Source organism: Limosilactobacillus reuteri (assembly GCF_020785355.1).
In the GTDB taxonomy this organism is placed as follows: Bacteria; Bacillota; Bacilli; order Lactobacillales; family Lactobacillaceae; genus Limosilactobacillus; species Limosilactobacillus reuteri_I.
Window position 1 is genome coordinate 24,438 of record NZ_JAJGVH010000028.1, and the last position, 22,339, is coordinate 46,776.

At 39.4% G+C, this 22,339-nt stretch carries 16 protein-coding genes; all 16 read right to left on the bottom strand.

Annotated elements, in window-relative coordinates; genetic code table 11:
* Positions 1-121 precede the first annotated feature (121 nt).
* Positions 122-2,776, bottom strand: coding sequence for an alanine--tRNA ligase (alaS, locus tag LMB56_RS00420; RefSeq protein WP_122481850.1), 2,655 nt, complete (start codon positions 2,774-2,776; stop codon positions 122-124).
* 258 nt (positions 2,777-3,034) lie between these two features.
* Complete coding sequence (locus LMB56_RS00425; protein ID WP_122481851.1) at positions 3,035-4,408, bottom strand: DEAD/DEAH box helicase; 1,374 nt, start codon at positions 4,406-4,408, stop codon at positions 3,035-3,037.
* Between the two features lie 13 nt (positions 4,409-4,421).
* Positions 4,422-5,381, bottom strand: a complete 960-nt coding sequence (locus LMB56_RS00430; protein ID WP_003676051.1) for a DHH family phosphoesterase — start codon at positions 5,379-5,381, stop codon at positions 4,422-4,424.
* A 126-nt stretch (positions 5,382-5,507) separates the two neighbouring features.
* A complete protein-coding gene (gene yajC / locus LMB56_RS00435) occupies positions 5,508-5,972 on the bottom strand; it encodes a preprotein translocase subunit YajC (RefSeq protein WP_122481852.1) in 465 nt (154 codons plus the stop codon).
* Between the two features lie 71 nt (positions 5,973-6,043).
* A complete protein-coding gene (locus tag LMB56_RS00440) occupies positions 6,044-7,132 on the bottom strand; it encodes a tRNA guanosine(34) transglycosylase Tgt (RefSeq protein ID WP_122481853.1) in 1,089 nt (362 codons plus the stop codon).
* 12 nt (positions 7,133-7,144) lie between these two features.
* Positions 7,145-8,161, bottom strand: coding sequence for a Holliday junction branch migration DNA helicase RuvB (gene ruvB / locus LMB56_RS00445; protein WP_135350187.1), 1,017 nt, complete (start codon positions 8,159-8,161; stop codon positions 7,145-7,147).
* A 14-nt stretch (positions 8,162-8,175) separates the two neighbouring features.
* A complete protein-coding gene (ruvA, locus tag LMB56_RS00450; RefSeq protein WP_035155801.1) occupies positions 8,176-8,775 on the bottom strand; it encodes a Holliday junction branch migration protein RuvA in 600 nt (199 codons plus the stop codon).
* Between the two features lie 12 nt (positions 8,776-8,787).
* Positions 8,788-10,794 (bottom strand): DNA mismatch repair endonuclease MutL, encoded by a 2,007-nt coding sequence (gene mutL / locus LMB56_RS00455; RefSeq protein WP_122481855.1) that lies wholly within the window; start codon positions 10,792-10,794, stop codon positions 8,788-8,790.
* 11 nt (positions 10,795-10,805) lie between these two features.
* The gene (mutS, locus tag LMB56_RS00460; RefSeq protein ID WP_122481856.1) at positions 10,806-13,451 is read right to left on the bottom strand and encodes a DNA mismatch repair protein MutS; all 2,646 of its coding nucleotides are present in this window, start codon (positions 13,449-13,451) and stop codon (positions 10,806-10,808) included.
* Positions 13,452-13,611: 160 nt separating this feature from the next.
* Positions 13,612-15,153: a ribonuclease Y gene (gene rny / locus LMB56_RS00465; RefSeq protein ID WP_152742964.1), complete on the bottom strand. Its 1,542-nt coding sequence runs from the start codon at positions 15,151-15,153 to the stop codon at positions 13,612-13,614.
* Between the two features lie 235 nt (positions 15,154-15,388).
* Positions 15,389-16,477 carry a recombinase RecA gene (recA, locus tag LMB56_RS00470; RefSeq protein WP_003667620.1) on the bottom strand — a complete coding sequence of 363 codons (1,089 nt, stop codon included), beginning with the start codon at positions 16,475-16,477 and terminating at the stop codon, positions 15,389-15,391.
* Between the two features lie 89 nt (positions 16,478-16,566).
* The gene (locus LMB56_RS00475) at positions 16,567-17,814 is read right to left on the bottom strand and encodes a competence/damage-inducible protein A (RefSeq protein WP_122481857.1); all 1,248 of its coding nucleotides are present in this window, start codon (positions 17,812-17,814) and stop codon (positions 16,567-16,569) included.
* A 124-nt stretch (positions 17,815-17,938) separates the two neighbouring features.
* Entirely contained in the window at positions 17,939-18,526 is a 588-nt protein-coding gene (pgsA, locus tag LMB56_RS00480) for a CDP-diacylglycerol--glycerol-3-phosphate 3-phosphatidyltransferase (protein ID WP_003666663.1), read from the bottom strand.
* Between the two features lie 27 nt (positions 18,527-18,553).
* Positions 18,554-19,591: a helix-turn-helix domain-containing protein gene (locus LMB56_RS00485; protein ID WP_122481858.1), complete on the bottom strand. Its 1,038-nt coding sequence runs from the start codon at positions 19,589-19,591 to the stop codon at positions 18,554-18,556.
* Positions 19,592-19,689: 98 nt separating this feature from the next.
* Positions 19,690-20,988 (bottom strand): EF-P 5-aminopentanol modification-associated protein YfmH, encoded by a 1,299-nt coding sequence (gene yfmH, locus LMB56_RS00490; protein WP_035155827.1) that lies wholly within the window; start codon positions 20,986-20,988, stop codon positions 19,690-19,692.
* A gap of 4 nt (positions 20,989-20,992) precedes the next feature.
* Positions 20,993-22,240 carry an EF-P 5-aminopentanol modification-associated protein YfmF gene (gene yfmF, locus LMB56_RS00495; RefSeq protein WP_042746791.1) on the bottom strand — a complete coding sequence of 416 codons (1,248 nt, stop codon included), beginning with the start codon at positions 22,238-22,240 and terminating at the stop codon, positions 20,993-20,995.
* Positions 22,241-22,339 lie beyond the last annotated feature (99 nt).

Here is a 22,339-nt window from a genome sequence, read left to right on the forward strand (position 1 = left end):
TTGATAGTATTTTTTATTACCTTAAGAAGTTCTTACAAAAAAGAAAGATTGAAAGAACTCAAAAATTGGTTTCTTTCAATCTTTTAGACTATGAGATAGTTATTTCCTTCTCATTTTTGATTTACTTATCGAGGTAATCTTTAGCTTGGCTTAAAGCTTCCTTGATTCCAGCTGGATTCTTTCCACCAGCTTGGGCGAGGTTTGGTCGACCACCACCGCCACCATTAATAGCTGGCGCAATCGCCTTAATAAGGTCACCGGCTTTTAAGCCTTCCTTAGTTTTATCATCACTAACCGCCACTAATAAGTTTGCTTTCCCATCACTAGCTGTCGCAAGGACAAGAACATCAGAAAGAGCCTTTGAACGCCAAGTATCAGCAAGTTGCCGCAATTGACCCATTCCAGCAACTTGAACTTCGGCAGCAATTAAACTTCCATTCTTGGTTGCTTGAACGTTTTCAAAAACATTATTAGCTTGTTGAGCAGCAATCTTAGCTTGAAGAGACTCATTTTGCTTTTGAGCTTCTTTAAGTTCATTTTGTAGTGTTTCTACTTGGTGAGGAACTTCCTTAATCTGAGCAACCTTCAAACTAGCAGCACTCTTTGTTAAGAGGTCATCACGATCTTGGAGGAACTTAAAGGCATCACTGGAAGTTACTGCTTCGATCCGCCGTACTCCAGCACCAACCCCTCCTTCAGAAACAATCTTGAAGAGACCAAGCTCATTCGTGTTTTTAACGTGGTCACCACCACAGAACTCAGTGTTAAAGTCACCAATCTTTACAACCCGGACCTTATCACCATACTTATCTGAGAATAAGGCGATAGCACCCATTTCCTTAGCAGAATCAATATCAGTTTCCACTGTCTTAACTGGGATTTCCTTCCAGATTTGCTCATTAACCATGTTTTCAACCTTCTTGAGGTCCTCAGCAGTTACTTGACCAAAGTGGTTAAAGTCAAAACGTAAGTAATGTTCTTCAACTAATGATCCGGCTTGTTGAGTATGACCACCAAGAACGTTCCGCAATGCTTGGTCTAACAAGTGGGTTGCTGTATGGTTCTTTTCAATCTTAAGGTGACGAATACGGTCAACAACCAGTTTGTAACGAGCACCCTTTTTAATAGGGGCAGTTAATTCTACCCGGTGAAGGTTTTGCTGGTTTGGTGCATGTTGGACATCAACCACCCGACCAACTTTTTTACCATAGTTATCAATAATGTCACCAGTATCAGCGACTTGGCCTCCCATTTCAGCATAGAATGGCGTTACATCAAAAATTAATTCAATGTTCTTATCACCTGGTTGTGCTTCATCTGCTTGTTGACCATCATGTGCTAAACCAATAACTTTTGCATTATCAACGGTCAAATCAGTGTAACCAACATATTTGCTATCTTCTTTGAATGAAGTCCACAAATCAGTTTGAACCCCCATCCCGTTATCCATATCACGGGCATTACGAGCACGATTTTGCTGCTCTGTCATTGCTGCTTGGAAGCCCTTTTCGTCAACTGTTAGTCCTTCATCTTCAGCATATTCCTTGGTTAATTCAATTGGGAAGCCATAAGTATCATAAAGCTTAAAGGCTGTTCGTCCATCAATTTCGTTGGTCTTATTTTCCTTAGCTTCAGCAATCACGTTATTCAACAAGTTTAATCCACCATTTAAGGTTGCACTAAAGCGGTCTTCTTCTGATTCAATAACCGAAGCAATATAGTCAGCATTTTTAAGAACATCAGGATAGTAATCTTCCATGATCTTGCCGACTGTTGGAACCATCTTTGCTAAGAATGGTTCATCGATCCCCAGCTTCTTTCCAGCAACAACTGCTCGCCGAAGCAACCGCCGAATAACGTATCCGCGACCAACATTTGAAGGCAAGGCGCCATCCCCGATCGCAAAGGTAATTGTCCGAATATGATCAGCGATAATCTTAAATTGAATATCGTCTTCTTTATTTTGACCATACTTCTTAGTACCACTAAACTCTTCAGCTTGCTTGATTAATGGCATAAATAAGTCGGTTTCAAAGTTAGTAGGGGCATTTTCAAAGATTGAGACAACCCGTTCAAGCCCCATCCCCGTATCAATGTTTTTATGAGGAAGTGGTTCGTAAGTATCTTCTGGCGTATGGTTAAATTGACTAAAGACAATGTTCCAAATTTCAAGGTAGCGTTCATTTTCACCGCCAGGATAGTTTTCTGGATCATCATCAGCTAAATTATTAAATTCTTGACCACGGTCATAAAAAATTTCCGTATCTGGACCAGATGGACCTTGACCAATATCCCAGAAGTTATCTTCATCAGCAATTAAGTGGTCTTCAGCAACACCTACTTCACGCCAGCGATTATAAGCATCATGGTCTTTAGGGTAATAAGTAATGTATAGTCGTTCAGGGTCAAAACCAAACCATTCATCACTTGTTAGTAATTCCCAAGCCCATGGAATTACTTCATTTTTAAAGTAATCACCAACAGAGAAGTTCCCCAACATTTCAAACATGGTATGGTGCCGAGCAGTCTTACCAACGTTTTCAATATCGTTCGTCCGAATACTCTTTTGTGAGCTTGTCATCCGTGGATTGTCAGGAACAACTTTTCCATCAAAGTATTTCTTCATTGTGGCAACCCCAGAGTTAATCCATAGTAATGTTGGATCATTTACTGGAACTAATGATGCACTCGGCATAACTTGGTGGCCATGCTCTTCAAAAAACTTCAAGTACATCCGCCGTACTTGAGCACTATTTAGCTTCTTCAACTCTTTCATCAAATCGCCCTTTCTAAAACAAAAACCACCATTGCGAATCAGAGACGCCGGATTGACGCGGTACCACTCTGCTTGCAACGATGGAATTCGTTTACCTCTTTACTTCTTGGTTACCCAAGGTTAAATATCAAATTATCCGAATGGGGAGCACTAAAGCTAGAAAATCAGTTGTCACACCTCACCAACTGTCTCTGAAATTTTCCGTTAGCTATAGCATGTCCCAGACGTGTCATATTATAGCGAACAATTACTTTAAAATCAACGGGCATTTCGTTCACGGCGATGTTGCTTTTGACGGGCACGCTTAGCTTTCCGAATCTTATGCCGTAATTCAAGTTTCCGTTTTTGTTGTTCGTCTTCTTTAATCGCCTTTTTAATCCGTTTCTTATAACCAGGTTTAACCTTCTTCTTAGTCTTTTTTACGTAACCCTTCATTGACGGATCAAGTTCATTTTGCCGCCGCTTATAATGCTTCCGGCGATTACGGTCATGGGTAGTTACTAGTTGACCATTCCTTAATTCTTTTGGTACAAATTTAACTCCCCGCTCCTCAAGCTTAGCAATTAAATCGTCTTCTGCTGGCTCATATAGGGTGATGGCTGTTCCCTTCATCCCATTTCGTCCTGTACGACCAACTCGATGAACAAAATATTCAAGATCAGTTGGCAAGTCATCATTAATTACTAGTGATACTCCGTCAATATCAATTCCACGAGCTGCTAGATCAGTTGCTACAACATATTGATATTCAAGATCACGGATTTGCCGCATTGTCCGTTTACGACGACGAGCTTCTAGTCCCCCATGAATCATTGCTACTTTGAGCCCTTGATTTTCTAAGTACTGGGTTAATTCGACTGCTCGTTCTTTTGTATTAGCAAATACCAACGCAAGATATGGTTCACCAAGAGTCAGCAAACGATAAATTAGCTGGTTACGATCCTGCCCCTTAGTTGACATTAGCCAATTATCAACGTCCGGATTAATTACTGCTTCAGTAGGAATCTCTTCAACAACTGGATTTTCCATATACTTTTTTAAGAATGGGCGCAGTTTCTGCGGAATCGTTGCTGAAAAAACCATCATTTGAAGGTCATCAGGAAAATGACTGGCAATTTGGTCAACTTCATGTAAGAATCCCATATCTAGGGTCATGTCCGCTTCATCCACCACAAACATTTTCGCTGTGTGAATATCCAATGCCTGACTCTTGATTAAATCCAATACTCTTCCTGGAGTTCCAATGACCAATTGAGGTTGTTTTCGGCTTAATTGGTCAACTTGATGCTGCTTATCTGTACCACCGACATAATTGTGAATGGTAAGAGGATGAGGAGCATATTTGTTAAGTTGCTTTGCCGCATTATAAATTTGGTATGCTAATTCCCGACTAGGAGTTGTAATTACTGCTTGAACGGTTTGATCTTCTGGATTGATCTTTGAAAAAATCGGTAAGAGGAAGGCATGTGTTTTTCCACTACCGGTCGCGGATTGTCCCACAACACTTCTTCCCGCCATAATCACTGGTATTACTCGTTGTTGGACCGGTGTCGGTTGACGAAAATTAATTTTTTGAATTGCTGTTAACAGATAAGGTTGCAACTGAAAATCAGCAAATTTTTTATCACTCATAGCTATTTCCCTTTCATTTTTGGTTTGCATAACTTTGTGTTAATTGGTCCAATTCATCAATCACTTGTTTAATTTCTGCTTCATCTTTAGCCTTGGCGCCACTAGCAAGGGGATGTCCACCGCCATCGTGCTGCTTAGCTAATTCATTAATTGTTGGCCCCTTTGAACGGAGACGAATGCGATAATGGCCATCTTCTTGTTCTACAAAGATCGCCCAGGCAAGGACATCATGAATTCGACCTGGTAAAGAAACAATTGCGGATGTCCCGGCTTCAGTTAATCCAAATTGCTCTAAAATTTCATTGGTTAAGATAACATATGCGGCTCCATTATCTAATATCTGCAAATTTTCATAAACATATGCTGATAGACGGGCCACTGGTAAGGTAATTTCATTTTCGTGCTGGCTAATTTCCGCTGCATTTGCGCCAGCCGCCATTAACGAACCTGCAACTAGCATCGTTCGAGGAGTTGTTGCTGGATAAAGGAAACGACCTGTATCGCCAATAATTCCTGCGTATAAGGCATGGGCAGCCTTCTGGGGAAGCGTTAATTCTTTTGCAAATCGTTGATAAAAACTATAAATCATTTCAGAACAGCTAGAAGCATCTGGTTCAACCCACATAATATCACCAAAGGGTTCATCGTTAGGGTGGTGATCTATCTTAATAAGCTCGTCCCCATTATCAAAGCGCCGATCATCAATTCGGGGCGCATTTGCTGTATCCGTAACAATTACTAATGCATCATCAAACGTCTGATTGTCAATCGTATCCATCTCACCGATCCAATCAAACCCCGGAATATGCTTCCCTACAACATAAATTTGCTTGTATGGGAATGAAGCCCGCAAAATTTCCGCAAGGCCAACTTGTGAGCCAATTGCATCTGGATCGGGGCGTTGATGCCGATGAATAATTATTTTATTGTATTTTTTGATTTGTTCAAAAATTGCTGTTAATGGATCTGCCATTATGCTATTCTCCTTACCCGAATAAAATTTAACACTATCTTTTAGTATAGCAATAAACGCGATTAACAACCAAATAAAAAAGATGAAAATATTCGCCTGTTTACGACTATTTTCATCTAAATTAAATTACTTTTCTTCGCTGTCTTTTTGTTCATCGCTAGCACTCGCTGCAGATGCAGGCTCACTAGCAGCGCTATCTGCTGAAGCATCTGCAGAACTGTCAGCTGCAGAACTAGCAACAGCTTTATTATCTTGGAGAGCTTCACTAGCTGGTGCATCTGCTCGTTTGATAACACGGGCAATTGCCACCATATCAAAAGTAAGGTAGATCCCTTCACAATCTAAAGTAACTGTCCGATCAGCCTTATTGATTGAATCAATCTTACCATGCATCCGACCAATCGTAACAACTTCATCACCTGGGTGTAATTCATTCATCATCTCTTGGTGTTCTTTACGTTGCTTTTGTTGTGGGCGAATCATAAAGAAGTACATTAATGCTACCATTAAGATGATTAAAATAATTCCTGAGTAACCACTTGCATTATTAGATGAAGCAGCACCAAGAACAAAACTACTCAAACTATTCACGGTTTATCCATCCCTTCAAAAAGTTAACTAATATTAACTTTAACAAACTTTACTGCAAAAAGCTATATGCTCTATTGATTCTGCAATAATTCTTGAACAAATTTTTTTGTTTGATGATTTTTAATTGCTTGTCGTAGACTATTCATTAATTTATTGAGGGTAAACAGATTATGCTGCAGCAAAAGTTGTTCACCATAAAAACTATGATTGGTAATTAAGTTATGAAGCAATGCCCTTGAATAACCCGCGCGACAAGTTGCACACGCACATTGACGATCAAGCACTTGTGAATCGAAGTTAAAATGTTGACGATCAAGATGAAGAACTGTTGCCCCTTGATTAACTAATGCAATCCCATTAGCGGCTTTTTTAGCTGCTAGATTGCTATCAATTAAATCTATGCCTGCTAAAACTGCCCCTATCATTTGGTCAAAAGAAAGTGCAGCAGGAAGATAGCGCAGTTTCTCCTCTTCTAGTTTAGGCGTAATTTCGTTAATGATTCGGCTAAACTCTTGATCATCTAAGTTGCTAGGGATCCCACTTAAACGATAGCCGCTTACCCCAGCCTCATCGACCGCCTTAATACTGACTATCCGCAAATCTTTTAAGCCGCCACCAACAATCGAACCAAGGGCTTGTCCTTTTTGGGGCTTAACAACAGATAACCAGTCACTAGTTTGTTTTACCCCTGCTTTCAGATCATCAACTGGCGCATAATAATCTGTTGCCTGGTCAAAACTTTGAAAAATATCAGCCCCAAGCGCTTCTTGAACTTGAAGAGCAGTTTCTGGTTGCCAGAATTTGAGTTGTCCAGTTGCCGGATCATGAAACCGAACGCCATCGTGTTTTTTTCCACGCGGTTTTGCTAAGTGATAGGCCTCCTCAGTTCCTAAGTCCACAAGTAAAAGACCATCCCACTGGAAAAAATGATGAAGATCTCCTAACTTTTCAGTCATCGAATCATATTTTAACCAACACTTTAACCCATTTGTCTTAACTGCGCATACACCAGCCTGATTAAGCTGGATAGGTGATAACTTTGCTAATTCATCTCCACTTGCAACCAGAGCCGGTGTTTCAATTTGTCGTCCATTAACCTGCAAAAGCCCAGTTCGTGCTTGGCGATCGCTTTGATTAATTGTAAATTCTAACTTACTCATAATTTTCCTCAATCAATTTTTATCAGTTGGATATTCAATTCCTAAATGCTCATATGCTGTCGGTGTCACTAACCGGCCGCGAGGGGTGCGACTAATAAAGCCAATCTGTAATAAATATGGTTCATACATTTCTTCAATCGTATTAGTTTCTTCACCGATATTTGCTGCAATTGTTTTTAATCCCACTGGACCTCCGTGGTAGAAATTGATCATCGTTAACAACATTTTCCGATCAATCTCATCTAAGCCCCGATCATCAACTTGGAGAAGCGATAATGCTTGCTTAACAATTGCCGAATCAATGCTTTGTTTCCCTGCTACCTGGGCAAAATCACGTACCCGTTTTAAAAGGCGGTTTGCGATTCGCGGCGTACCACGTGAACGAAGAGATAGTTCATGGGCCCCTTCATCTTGAATACTAGTATGGAAAATCTTGGCAGAACGAAAAATAATTTTTGTCAGTTCATCTTGAGTATAGTAGTTCATATGTTCAACGATCCCGAAACGATCACGTAATGGCGCCGATAACATTCCGGCCCGTGTCGTTGCCCCAATTAATGTAAATGGCGGAAGGGGAAAATGAACGGGGTGCGCAGTCGGTCCCTCACCAATAACAATATCAATATAGTAATCTTCCATCGCTGAATAAAGCATTTCTTCCACGACTTTGGGTAACCGGTGGATTTCATCAACAAAAAGGACATCCCCCGGTTTCAGCTCATTCAATAAAGCAACCAAATCTCCTGGCTTTTCGATCGCTGGTCCACTAGTCGTTTTGATATTAACGCCCATCTCATTAGCTATTACCATCGCTAAAGTTGTCTTTCCTAATCCTGGAGGACCATATAACAATACATGATCAAGAGCTTCTTCCCGGGATTGAGCCGCCTTAATATATACTTCTAGTTCGTGCTTGATTTTAGGTTGACCAATATATTCCCTTAGTTTCTGTGGGCGAAGAGTTATCTCAACTTGGTTTTCTTCTTCTCCTGTTGGGTGATCTGATAAAATACCATGATCATTTTCCACAAGTCTTGCACCTCCTAGTTAAGCAACCTTAATGCTTGTCTTAAGTATTCATCGGTTGCCATTTGTTCTTCTTTCATTAATGTCTTTTGAACCTTTTTAATGTCCCGTTCCTTGTATCCTAATGCGGCCAAGGCTTCCAAAGCATCTTTCAACTCACGATTTACTGTTGCATCAACGGTAAGCTGAGTTGTTGCAAATAATGAGCTGCTGCTTTCATTAGTGAGCTTATCACGTAAGTCTAACACAATTTGCGAAGCTGTCTTTTTCCCGATTCCTGGGAATTTAGTTAAATAGCTAACATTATTATTAGTAATGGCATCAACAAGTCCCTGGTGATCAGGGTTCGCTAAAATTGCTAAAGCACTCTTTGGTCCAATTCCGGAAACATTGATTAATTGCATAAATAGATTTTTTTCATTTTGATCTGTGAAACCAAACAAGGAAATATTATCTTCACGAACTGCTTGGTAAACATATACTTGGACCTTCTTAGTTCGATCCTCTTGATAACGATAGGGATTAGCAACTAATAATTTATAGCCAACCCCATTAACATCAACAACAATATATTGTGGTGCAACAACGGTTACAAGGCCTGTTAAGTATTCGTACAAGGTAATTCCTCCTTAAAATTCATGGTCATCAAAATCGTCCGCATACGGGGTATGTGAATCCTGAATGCGTTTAAACATTTTTTCTAAATCCTGATCATTAAAATGAACAGTTACCGGACGCCCATGTGGACAATTAAAAGGATTCTCACATTGTGGCAACCGTTTCAGCAAGGCTTTAGCTTCCCGTTCGTCAAGGTGGTGATTAGCCTTTATGGCCCGCTTACAGCTCATCATAATCGCTGTCTTCATTCGAAATTCTTTGACAGTCAGCCTTCCATTCTTAATTAACCAATCAATCATTTCTTTGGCCGTGTCTTCTTCTTGCCCCTCTTTAAACCAGGTTGGATGGGAGCGCAAAATAAAACTATTCTGACCAAATGACTCTAATTCTAATCCAACCGCTGCCAGAGTATCGAGATGCTGATTAATTGTCATTGCATCGACAGTTGAATAATTAAGAACAAGCGGAACCAAGAAATTTTGCTGATCAGCACTTACTTCACTAATTTTTTGGCGATAATACTCATAATTGATTCGCTCCTGAGCAGCATGTTGGTCAACAATGTAAAGACCATCTCCTGCTTGTGCTAATAAAAAGGTTCCCTGAAGTTGACCAATATATTGAAGATCAGGAAACCGATTTTGCTGCTGATCTTGTTTATCATGAACATCCAATTCAATATTTGCAGGTTTTACTGGCTTCTTAGTCATAGTGGGAATTGGAGCGGAAAATGGCGTAACTTCACCCTCATTTTGATAACGCTCATCAAATTTTTGCATTGCTGGCGTATTTAAATCTTCAAGATGGTGGATAACGATCGGTGCTGGAATCTCACTATCAAGCGCGTCAGCATGTGCTGGATTATCAGCTTCGGGAGTTGAAATCTCAGTTGCCTTCTTCTCTGTTGCTGGCACTGCCGAAATCGGGGCGGCATGATAAACAGGTGATGCTTCCTTTAACCGGCGATCGAGGTCCGCTACCTCATCATCATTAGGAATAAATTGGTCAGCATCGACATCCGGAATCAGGTTCTCAACCGCTATCCGCTTCCGAATCGTTTCGGCAATCAATTTTATTAGTTGCTGTTCTTTGCTTAAACGGACCTCACGTTTAGCTGGATGGACATTCACATCAACTAAAACTGGATCCAGATCAATGTTAATTACCGCGATCGGATAACGGCCAACCATTAGTTTTGATTCATATCCCTGAATAATTGCCTTTGTTAATTCAAAATTACGAATATACCGATGGTTGATTGTGATTGTTATATATTGACGTGATGCACGTGTTAATTCTGGTAAGGAAACAAAACCACTAACCTTAAAATCATCATCTGCACCACTTATTTCAAGCATTTTGCGTCCTGCTTGAACGCCATAAATTGCCGCAACTACCTGCTGTAAATTATTATTACCTGCCGAACGAAATAATTCCCGTCCATTATGGGTAAAGCTAAAAGCAACCGCTGGATTAGCAAGGGCAAGTCGATTAATGATATCCGTAATTCTGGTTAGCTCCGTTTGAGGTGATTTTAAGTACTTTAATCGCGCAGGAGTGTTAAAGAATAAATCGGTTACCTTAATATCGGTTCCTTGACGAGCACCAGCCGGCTTCACTACTAATTCTTTTCCTCCCCGCAAATGAATCATTGTTCCTTCTTCTTGACCAGCTTGAGCAGTCGTAAGAGTTACATCAGCGACTGAAGCAATACTAGGTAACGCTTCACCACGAAAGCCCATCGTCTGCACCTTAAAGAGGTCATGACGAGAATTAATCTTACTGGTTGCATGACGGTGAAATGCTAGACTAATATCTTCAGCAGCGATTCCGTCACCATCATCAATCACACGCACACTGTCTAAACCTGAATTTTCAACAATAATATCCACACGGTGACTATGGGCATCCAATGAATTTTCAACTAATTCTTTTACAATTGATGCTGGACGTTCAATTACTTCACCGGCAGCAATTTGATTGGCTAAAATATTATCTAATTCATGAATCTTTCCCATTAAATATCACCTTATTTCAACTTCTGCTGCCACTTATAAATTTGATTCATTACATCCATGGGTGTCATCCCCATTAAATTAAGTTCTTTTAATTGGTGTAAAATCCGCCGATCAATACTCGATTCTTTTTTCTCAGGTTGAGTAGCAAATAATTCAAGCTGACCATTATCTTCAACAACTGGTGCAGACTCTTTCTTTACCGGTGCCGCTTCATTTATCTTTGCTGATATTGGTTCTGTATGGTAATTATCTGTTGCCGGTTTAGGCGTATTCGGTAGTTTTACATCCTTTTGCTCTAATTTTTGCAAAATAGTATCTGCACGTTTTAACAATGAGGATGGCATTCCTGCTAGTTTAGCCACGTGGATTCCGTAAGACTTATCTGCAGGGCCTGCACTTACCTTATGCAAGAATACTAACTCCCCATCTTTTTCTGTTGCCCCTACATGAACATTTTTAAGCCGTGCCAAGCTATTCTCAAGGGCTGTTAGTTCATGATAGTGAGTTGAAAATAGCGTCTTGGCACGAACATGCTGATGAACGTACTCAATAATCGCTTGAGCTAATGCCATCCCATCATAAGTTGCGGTTCCCCGGCCAATTTCATCAAAGAGAATCAAACTACGATCTGTGGCATGGATCAAAGCATTATTTGCTTCCATCATTTCAACCATGAAGGTACTTTCACCAGATATTAAGTCGTCAGCCGCCCCAATTCGCGTAAAGACTTGATCAAAAATTGGCAATTCAGCGGATTTGGCAGGAACAAAGCAACCAATTTGTGCCATTACCGCAATCAATGCTAACTGACGCATATAGGTACTCTTTCCTGACATGTTTGGCCCAGTAATCAGGAGAATATCAGTATCTTCTCCCATCAAAACATCATTAGGCACATATTCCTGGTGTCCCATAAACTTTTCCACAACTGGGTGACGACCATCTTTAATCTTTAATACATGACCAGTATTCATTTCAGGACGAACAAAGTGGTAGTCTTCACTAACAACCGCAAAGCTTTGGAGTACATCTAATTCCGCAAGTTGTTGTGCTAATTTTTGCAGGCGTGTAATTTGTCCCTTGACTTGTTCACGGATTTTAACAAAAATATCATATTCCAAGGCTGTTGACTTTTCTTGCGCCCCCATTATCAATGCCTCTTTTTCTTTTAATTCTGGAGTAGAAAAACGTTCAGCATTAACTAATGTTTGTTTACGCTCATAGCGATCTTTAGGAAGCTTATCAAGATTAACTTTTGTAACCTCAATATAATAGCCAAATACATGATTATAACCAATTTTAAGGTTATTTATGCCCGTTAATTTCCGTTCATGTTCTTGCAGGTCTGCAATCCACTGTTTTCCATTATTCATCGCATCACGGTATTGGTCTAATTGGTCATTATAGCCATCCTTAATCACGCCACCTTCAGTAACAGCAATTGGCGGTTCTTCAACAATTGATTGATCAATTAAATCTGCCACATCGTCCAAGGGATCCAATTGTTTTTGCAATTCTTCAAAGACAGGTGAATCAAGGGTTTCTAAAACGTATTTTATTTTAGGAACTTGCTTTAAGGAAGTCTTAAGTTGAATAAGATCACGTCCATTAACACTTCCATAGGCAACTCGCCCTGCTAAGCGTTCAAGGTCATATACCTTAATTAACTCTTGTTGCAAATTACTTCTCTCAAAATAGTGGTCTAATAACTCTTGAACTTTATCTTGTCGTTCACTGATTGCATTTTGATTAATCAACGGCCGGTCAATCCACCGTTTAAGAAGACGACTGCCCATTGCTGTTTTTGTCTCATCCAAAAGCCATGCCAAAGTCCCCTGCCGCTTCCCGCTTCGCATATTGCGCATTAATTCAAGATTTGTTTTTGAATAGTGGTCGATCTTCATAAAAGAACTTGGTTGATATGCAATTGCTTTCTGCAGGTGGGCCAAAGAGCGCTTTTGGGTCGTTAATAAGTATGACACAAGTAACGCAACAACGTGCTGCTGGGCTTGATCATCAAGGTCTTGAGTAAGATAGCTAATTTCAGCATTTTTAAGGACCGTTGGCTGATGTGATTGAAGAATGTTTCGTTGCTTAAACTGAGTTGTTATTTCAACTGGCAACTCACCATCCACAATTACTTCCTTGCTTTGGAGATTAACCAATTCATTAACCGCGTCATTTGCATTATTTAAGCTTGTCGTTTTAAGCTCCCCAGTCGATAAGTCGGTATAGGCAATACTAAATACCCCATTTTGTCCGCTAATCGCTGCAAGATAATTGTTATCACGTGCCTGTTCACCATTTAAATCCATTTGCGTTCCAGGTGTAATTAAGCGGGTAACGGCTCGTTTAACCATCCCCTTTGCCTTTTTAGGGTCTTCCATCTGTTCACAGATTGCTACTTTATAACCCTTATCAATTAAAATATCAATATAGTTGTTAACCGCGCGATGGGGCACTCCACACATTGGAATTGGATTTTTCGCACTATGGTTTCTCGTTGTTAATGTTAGCTCAAGAAGTTGCGCTCCTTTAACCGCATCGTCATTAAATAGCTCATAAAAATCACCAAGTCGGTAAAATAAAAAGGCATCTGGATATTGATCTTTTACCTTTTGATATTGTTCCATCATCGGTGTTGTTTTTTTTGCCACTAAATTTCACCCCGTTAATATATTTTTAATCTTAATAATAAACTAATTATATTTTTTGTCTAAATTTACTGCAAGATCTCTGTTAATGATGGATGTTATTTAAAATAATAAAGAGACTGAAGGTTATACCCAGCCTCTTTATAGGAACTGAAAAATCAGTTTATTTAGCATAATCAACTGCTCGAACTTCCCGAATAACGGTTACTTTAATATGTCCTGGATATTCTAATTGCTTTTCAATTTTGTTCTTAATATCATGTGACAAAGTTGTTGCCTGCAAATCAGAAATCTTCTTCGGTTTGACAATCACGCGAAGTTCTCGACCAGCTTGAATTGCATAACTATGGTCGACACCATCATAACTGTTTGCTATGCTTTCTAGTTTCTTTAAACGTTGAATGTATTGTTCTAATGACTCGCTTCGAGCACCAGGACGAGCCCCTGAAATTGCATCTGCTGCTTGTACAAGAACAGCAATTACAGAATTAGCAGGGACATCTCCATGGTGAGAAGCAATCGTATTGATAACCACTTTATTTTCTTTATACTTGCGGGTTAGTTCTACACCTAACTCAACATGTGAACCATCAACTTCATGATCAATTGCCTTCCCAATGTCATGGAGGAGCCCAGCACGTTTTGCTAATGTAACATCTTCCCCAAGTTCAGCAGCCATAATTCCGGCTAACTTAGCAACTTCGATTGAGTGGTCTAAGACATTTTGACCGTAACTAGTCCGGTACTTCATTCTTCCGACCGTCTTAATTAGGTCTGGATGCATTGAATGAATTCCTAGATCAAACAATGCTTGCTCACCAGTCTCTCGTAGTTGAGTATCCATCTGCTTACGAGCCTTATCAACAGTTTCTTCAATTCGTGCAGGATGAATACGACCATCTTGAATTAATTTTTCAAGCGCAATCTTAGCAATCTCACGTCGTACAGGATCAAAGCCACTCAATACGACAGCTTCTGGCGTATCATCAATAATCAAATCAATCCCTGTTAACGTCTCTAAAGTTCTAATATTTCGACCTTCACGACCAATTATTCTTCCCTTCATATCATCATTAGGAAGATTAACAACCGAAACAGTCGTCTCTGAGACAACATCCGCAGCACTACGCTGAATTGCTTCAACAATTAATTTCTTTGCATTACGTTCTGCAGAAAGTTCCGCTTCTTGTTCACTGTCACGAATCATTACTGCTCGTTCAGTTTTTAACTGTTCTTTTACTTCAGATAATAATAACTGCTTAGCATCTTCTTGTGACATTTGAGCGACTTTTTCAACTTCTTGTTTGCGTTGTTCAATTAAGGCTTCTGCTTGTTCCTTTGATTGATGAAGCTGCTCTTTTTCTTGATCTAATTTACGTTCACGAACGCCAACTGCATTCTCTCTTTTTTCTAGAGCGCTATCCTTATGATCTAAAGAAGCCTCTCGTTGGAGTAATCGGTCTTCCTGTCGCTGGACCTCACTCCGCCGCTGTTTTAACTCATCTTCCACTCTCTCGCGGTATTGATGACTCTCTTCTTTCGCTTCTAAAATAGCTTCTTTTTTCGCCGTTACTGCTTCTTGTTTTGCTTTAGAAATAATACCTTTAGCATCATTATGTGCTTCTGCAACTTGTTTTTCATATGAAACCTTGCGAATTACATAGCCGACAATAATTCCGACAACCATAGCAAGCGCGGCGAACATTAAAATTTTCACTATTTCACCTCCGCTTCAACTATTATGTTGTTGGTATGAATAAATTAATTTCACCGTGTAACGTCAAAAAAACATCACACAAGTTAAATTTTAATCTTGCCACACTAAGGTGTCAACTATTGAATTTATCAATTGCTTAAACAGCCATCATAAAAAGGGAAATCCCTAATATTCAGCTATTAATGCTAAAAAATTAGGGAATTTCGACTTCAAATATTATTATTTATTCTTTACTTGCTTCTTCAATTGTTTCTTGTTTATTTTCACCGGTCTTACCACTGGCTTTATCATCAGCAGTTTCTTTCGTTGACTTTTCATTTAACGGTTCCATTCCATTTGCAACACGAACTTTATCCATTAATTCATTCATGCTGTCTGGATGTTCCTTAAGCCACTTTTTAGCATTTTCACGACCTTGCCCAATACGTTCGCTACCATATGAGTACCAGGCACCACTCTTATCAACAAGATCGTTTTCAACTGCCATATCTAGCAATTCACCAGTCTTAGAAATCCCCTCACCATACATAATGTCAACTTCACAACGTTTGAATGGCGGAGCAACCTTATTTTTAACAATCTTTACTTTAGCTTTATTTCCAATAACATCCGTACCATTCTTAATTTGTTCCGCACGACGAATTTCCATCCGGATAGTTGAGTAAAATTTAAGTGCCCGTCCACCAGTTGTTGTTTCAGGGTTACCAAACATCACTCCAACTTTTTCACGGATTTGGTTAATAAAGATAGCAATTGTCTTTGTCTTATTAATTTCACCGGAAAGCTTCCGAAGAGCCTGAGACATCAAACGAGCTTGTAATCCAACATGGGTATCACCCATATCACCATCAATTTCAGCACGAGGAACTAATGCTGCAACCGAATCAACAATTACTAAGTCAACTGCTCCACTTGAAATCAATGCATCAGCAATTTCTAATCCTTCTTCACCACTATCAGGCTGCGAAAGCAATAGGTCATCAATATTAACACCTAAGGCTTCTGCATATTGAGGATCAAGAGCATTTTCGGCATCAATATAGGCTGCTGTCCCGCCTTGCCGTTGTACTTCTGCAACTGCATGCAATGCTACAGTAGTCTTACCAGAACTTTCAGGACCATAAATTTCAACTATCCGACCACGAGGATATCCACCAATTCCAAGTGCCTTGTCAATAGCAAGGGAACCACTAGAAACTGAAGCAACCTTCATATCAGTGGCATCACCCATTCGCATAATAGAACCCTTACCAAAGTTCTTTTCGATCTTTCTGATAGCAACATCTAATGCTGCTTTTCGTTGGTCAGCCAAATCAAATTCCTCCTTTTTTACGGTTTATCCGATAACTAATAATAACAGTTTTAGCCAAAAAAACAAGAAAAAAGTGAACAAAAGTTCGTTTATTTTTTTAGTTCATGGTAAATTAATTGAAGTCCATACTGAACACTTAATGTACGAATCGCCTGTCTTCCAACATAGGATGCAAGATGTAATTGAACGGTTTTAGTTGAGCGCCCCTTCATTGCTAGTCCAATCCAGACTGTCCCTGCTGGTTGTCCTTCTAACATATCTGGACCTGCCACACCAGTAAAGCCAATTCCAACTTCAACATTTAATTTTCGTTGACACCCTTCAGCCATTGCCGCAGCAGTTTCAGAGCTTACTACCCCATACTGGTCAATCGTGTCGTGGGGAATTCCTAATAACTTTTCCTTTGCACTAGCAGCATAGGTAACAAAACCACCATTAAAAACAGTCGAGGCTCCTGGTACGGAACAAATAGTACTTTGGAACATCCCCCCTGTTAAGCTTTCTGCTGCTGTCAATTTCCACCCGCGCTTTTTTAATTGTTCAACGACGACTTTGGCAAGTGTAAGGTCATCCCCCACTCCAAAGAAAAACGGTTCTTCAACTGCAAGAATTGCTTTTTGTGCCTGATCAATTTTTTCTTCAGCTTCAATCACTGGTAAGTCACGTACGGTGAGCCGAACCTGGATTGCCGTTGGTTGAACATAAGAAGTAATGCTTATCCCTGGGATATCGTTAGTAGCACCTTCAATTTCATCCATTAATTGTGACTCCGGCCGCCCTAAAAAGTTTAATGTCCGACTAGTAATTTGTTTTCTTGTTTGAAAATATTGCTGGAGTTTAGGAACCAGGCTCTTTTCAACCATTGCCTTAAATTCGGCGGGTGGTCCTGGTAAGACAACCACAACTTTCCCCTTAGTTTCATACCAACATCCTAGAGCAAGCCCCACAAGATTAGCAAGTGGCTCTCCTCCTCGTGGATACTGGGCTTGACGAATATTCTCTGGTTCCATTTTTATTTGTCGTTGTTCAAATGTTTTTTGAATCCATTTCCAGTGTTCTTCGTCAGTCTGCAACTCTTTCCCTAGGGTTTTAGCAACTGTAGGCATCGTAATATCATCTGCAGTTGGTCCAAGACCCCCGCAAACAAAAACTAATTGAGCACGAGTCAAAGCGTGATTAATAACACGCTCTAACCTCTGTGATTGATCGTCAACAGTTGTTTGATAGGTAGCCGGTAAGTCAAGTTGGGTTAGTCTGTTAGCTAAGTACGCGGCATTGGTATTAATTATTTGTCCAAGGACTATTTCAGTTCCTACTGAGATAATTTCTGCATCCATAAAACTCCATCCCCTATTAATATATATACGTAAAGTATAGTCATTTTCACTAAAATCTTAAAACTATGAATATAAAAAACATGAGGGTGAGAAAAAACTTTTGTTTTTTCTCACCCTCCATATCCTATTTAAATCCATCCGAAAAGACATCGCGTCCCTGAATGAAGTAATCCACTCCAGAATAAATAGTAAAGAACAAGCAAATATATAACATAATTTGACCAAATGGAATATTCCAAATAGCAAAAATAACATTATTTAAGAGTAAGAAGATAATTGCAATAAACTGAGTAGTTGTCTTAATCTTCCCCGGCATTTTAGCAGCTAATACTACCCCGTCTTGTTCCACTAACAATAAGCGTAAGCCCGTAACAGATAATTCTCGCCAAATAATGATTGAAGTTACCCATGATGGAACAACACCATTTCCAGTTAAAACGATAAATGCAGTCATAACAAGCAACTTATCAGCAAGTGGATCCGTAAATTTTCCAAAATTAGTTACAAGATGGTGCCGTCGCGCAATTTGTCCATCAAGATTATCAGTGATTGTTGCTGCAATAAATAAAATAGCAGCAATAAGCTGAGCCATCGGGATAGTTGCTCCCCAAAAACTTACAGCTCCCCAGCTTTGTAATGGCAGAACCATTAATAATAAGAAAAAGGGAATAATAATTAAACGTATAACAGTTAGTTTATTTGGTAAATTCAATGTTCTAACTCCTTTAGTCCTCTTATATTAACGAGTTGGTTGATTATTTTGCTGACTAGCACTTGTCTGAGGGCGACTGTTATTATTAGTAGCAGATGGTTGCGTAGCATTATTAGGACGAGCCGAGGATGAAGAAGATTGACTTGAACTATTTGCTGACTGACTTGCTGAACTGCTGCTTGTTTGGGCATTACCAAAGTTAATCGTTACATTCCGCGTGTTTTGGTAACGGCCATTATTAGTAAAGTCGATTTCTTGATTACCGAGCTTTAACTTTGTTGCTCGAGCATTGCCGACCGTAATTACTAATGAAGTTGTATCACGACTTATTTTTACACTAGTTTTTTCATTGTTATTCAAAGTTTTGTTTAATAAGTCATTATTATTTGCCCTTACCTGCATCCATGAACGATCACTTGGTTCAATTTGTAGCGTTGTGTCTTTAGTAAGTTGACTTGCTGTATAAGTAACGCTTGTGTCATTCCGATTAGGTGCTTCTTGGAGCTTGATTGCTGTCGATTTGCTCTGCTTTGTACTTGCCTTTTTAGCAGAGGTAGCGGCCTTCTTACGACTCTCTCCAGAAACAGATACCGAACTATTATCAATCCGTGTAGAGGAATCGCGATGATTGCGAGCAATGGCCGTAATCCAAATCGCTGCCAACACTAAAACAATCACACAAGCAATAATAATCGTTGGTATGTAGTTACGAACCTTGTCTACGCTCCCGCTAACCGTCTTCCGTTGGTTCGCACGAGTTTCAACCGCTTGAGCTAAATGATCGGAATACTCTTCCGTTTTAGTCTGTGGTAATTGATCATCATATTTTTGCAATAATTCATTACCATCTAAGCCTACCGTATTGGCATATTGCTTAATGAACGCACGAACATAAAAGTCACCAGGAAGTTCATCAAAATTTTCATCTTCAATCGCGATTAAATACCGCTTTTGAATCTTAGTCATTTGTTGAAGGTCATCAAGGGTATAGCCCTTTTCTTCCCGTGCTTTTCGTAAAATTTTACCGATTTCAAGTCGTTTTTGATCGTTCTCGTTCTCACTCATTATTCTATCTCCATTTTCATTTATCTTTACTCTTGGATATTATATCATGCTCAATTATATATTAGCTTATCGGAATAAATCTATAGGAAAAGTTTAGTTTATTGATGTTGCGGAACAACTTGGTATACCGAAATACCTTGCGGAGTAATAAACTCTTTTGCAACTTGATAAAGATCATCAATCGTAATAGTTTCCAAGGTCGCTATCTCATCCATCAAGCTAGCGCCAGCAAACAGATCTCCAGCATAACGATTAGCAATTGCTTCTGGCGAATCTAATAAGCCAATTAACCGCCCTAGTTCTGCTTTTTTGATTCCCTCAAACCTTGTCCGCGCCGCTTCAATTTGTTGATCAGCACTTTCAAGAATATCAATAACCTCATCTGCAAAGCGTTCCATCTGATCAGTATCAGAGCTAAAGTACGCAAAATGAAAGCCCCGTTGCATTTCAAAGTTGTAGCTAAACGTGTCATCCAATGTTTCATTGTTGTACAAACGCAAATAGTTATCTGAAGTATCGTCAAACAAAACATCTAACAAAAGATCAATTGCTAATTTGTAGTGGAGCCGTTCTTTACCATCATCAAATTGCTTGGTCCCTCGTAAGCCTACCATCACTTTAGGACGAACAATATCCATCGTTAATGAACGGAATGGAATTACATCATGAGCAGTTGGATCGTTCAGGCTAAATAACCGTTGGGGTGTCTCTGCGGGAGCGAAAATCTTTTGTTCTTGATTTTGCTTGATCCATGCCATTGTTTCTTCTGGATCTAAGCGTCCTACAAGGAAAAGGTTCATATTGGTTGGTTGATAGAAAGTCCGATAACTATCCATCAGAATTTCTGGTGTAATATGACTGATTGATTCAACCGTTCCCGCAATATCAATCCGCATTGGATCTTTGGGGTACAAATTACCTAAAATACCTAAGTAAAGCCGCCAACTCGGGTCATCCTCATACATTTGAATTTCTTGGCCAATAATTCCCTGCTCTTTCTTCACTGTTTCTGCAGTAAAGTATGGATCTTGAACAAAATCCAATAGAACATCTAAATTCTCATGGAGATTACTGGTCGTCGAAAAAAGATAACTTGTTTGGGTAAAACTAGTAAAGGCATTTGAATCAGCTCCTAGTTTACCAAACAAGTCAAAGGCATCATGATCTTTTTTCTCAAACATTTTATGTTCAAGGAAGTGGGCAACCCCGTCTGGAACAGTAATCGCCTCCTTTTGATGGTACGGTATAAAATGATTATCAATGGAACCAAAATCTGCTGTTAAAATAGCATATGTCTTATGGTAGCCTTCCATTGGTAAGAGCTGGACTTTCAAGCCATTTGATAATTGTTCACGGTAAATGGACTGGTTAAATTTTTGATAAACTTCTCTATCCATATAATTATTTCTCACCACTTAATAAATAAACTGCCTGAAGCTTCATCTGTTTAGCAACACGCATGACGTCAGCTACGGTTACCTTTTTTATTTCGGTAATAAAGTTCTTATCCGATTCATTAACTAATTTGGTAACTAATTGTTGTTCCAAAACATTACTTGCCAAATCGTGTCCTGCCCGGTATTGGTTAATCAAACTATCTTGAACTTCACTTAGCGTCTCAGTAGTAAAATCACCATTTTGTAAAGCGGTTAATTGTTCCTGAATCATATTTTGAACTTTTTCTTGATCACTCGCTTGAATTCCCGTTTGAACACTTACAATCCCATTGAATGGAAGAAGCCGGCTAGAAGCATAATAAGCTAAACTAGCTTTTTCACGGACATTCGTAAAAAGCTTTGAATATGGCGTGCCACCAAAAAGTCCATTAAAGACCAAGCCAGCATAGTAATCGGCGTCATGATAATAGACAGGTAAAGAATATGCCAAATTTAACTTTGCCTGATTTACTTGTTGATATTCTGTTTTTCTCTGAACTTGATCATACAATGCTTGATGATATAAAGGTGACTTGTTAACAATATCGCGATCTTTAAAAGGAAGCTTAGCAACAACTTGCTGAGCACGCATCGGATCAATGTCACCTAACACAAAAATATCAATTTTATCTTCATTAATCATTGAATGATACGTTGAAACTAAACTTTTAGCATTTAGGTTCTCAAGATCGGCAATTTGACCGAAACTAGGAACCTTCATTACAGAATCATTTTGGTAGTACAAGTCCATAAGACGTTGATTAGCCAAAAATTGTTTATCGTCATAAAGCGACTTTATCGCACTTTTTAAATTATTAGATTGAATTCTAAAAGTAGGGCCATCAAATTCCCCGTCATCGATTAGGGGATGGAAAATGATCTCATTTATTAAGCCACTAATCTTTTCAAATAAATCTTCATCAACAAAGCGATTATTGACAAAACTCGCTCGTAATCGGACAGTATGCAATGTCCCCAGCCGGTTAACATATAAATTAACATAGGCACCATATAAAGATGCCAATTGACGAGCCAAAGCCGTCTGTGTTGGATAGCGATGCGTGCTGGTCTCTAATAGGTTTGCCAATAAATTTCGTGCAGTAGCATTCGTTGGTGTTTGCGGAGTCGCAAAATCTATTAAGACGTGATTCATCTTAAATTGTTTTGTGGGTATAATGTGCAAGTCCACGCCACGAGCAAGATTAAAATCCACGTTCTCTTTCTCCCTTCAATATAAAATGCAGCAAGAGGGGTTCCACTAGCTGCAACCTAGTTACATTCGAATTATCATACTGAATAATGATACGTTAAA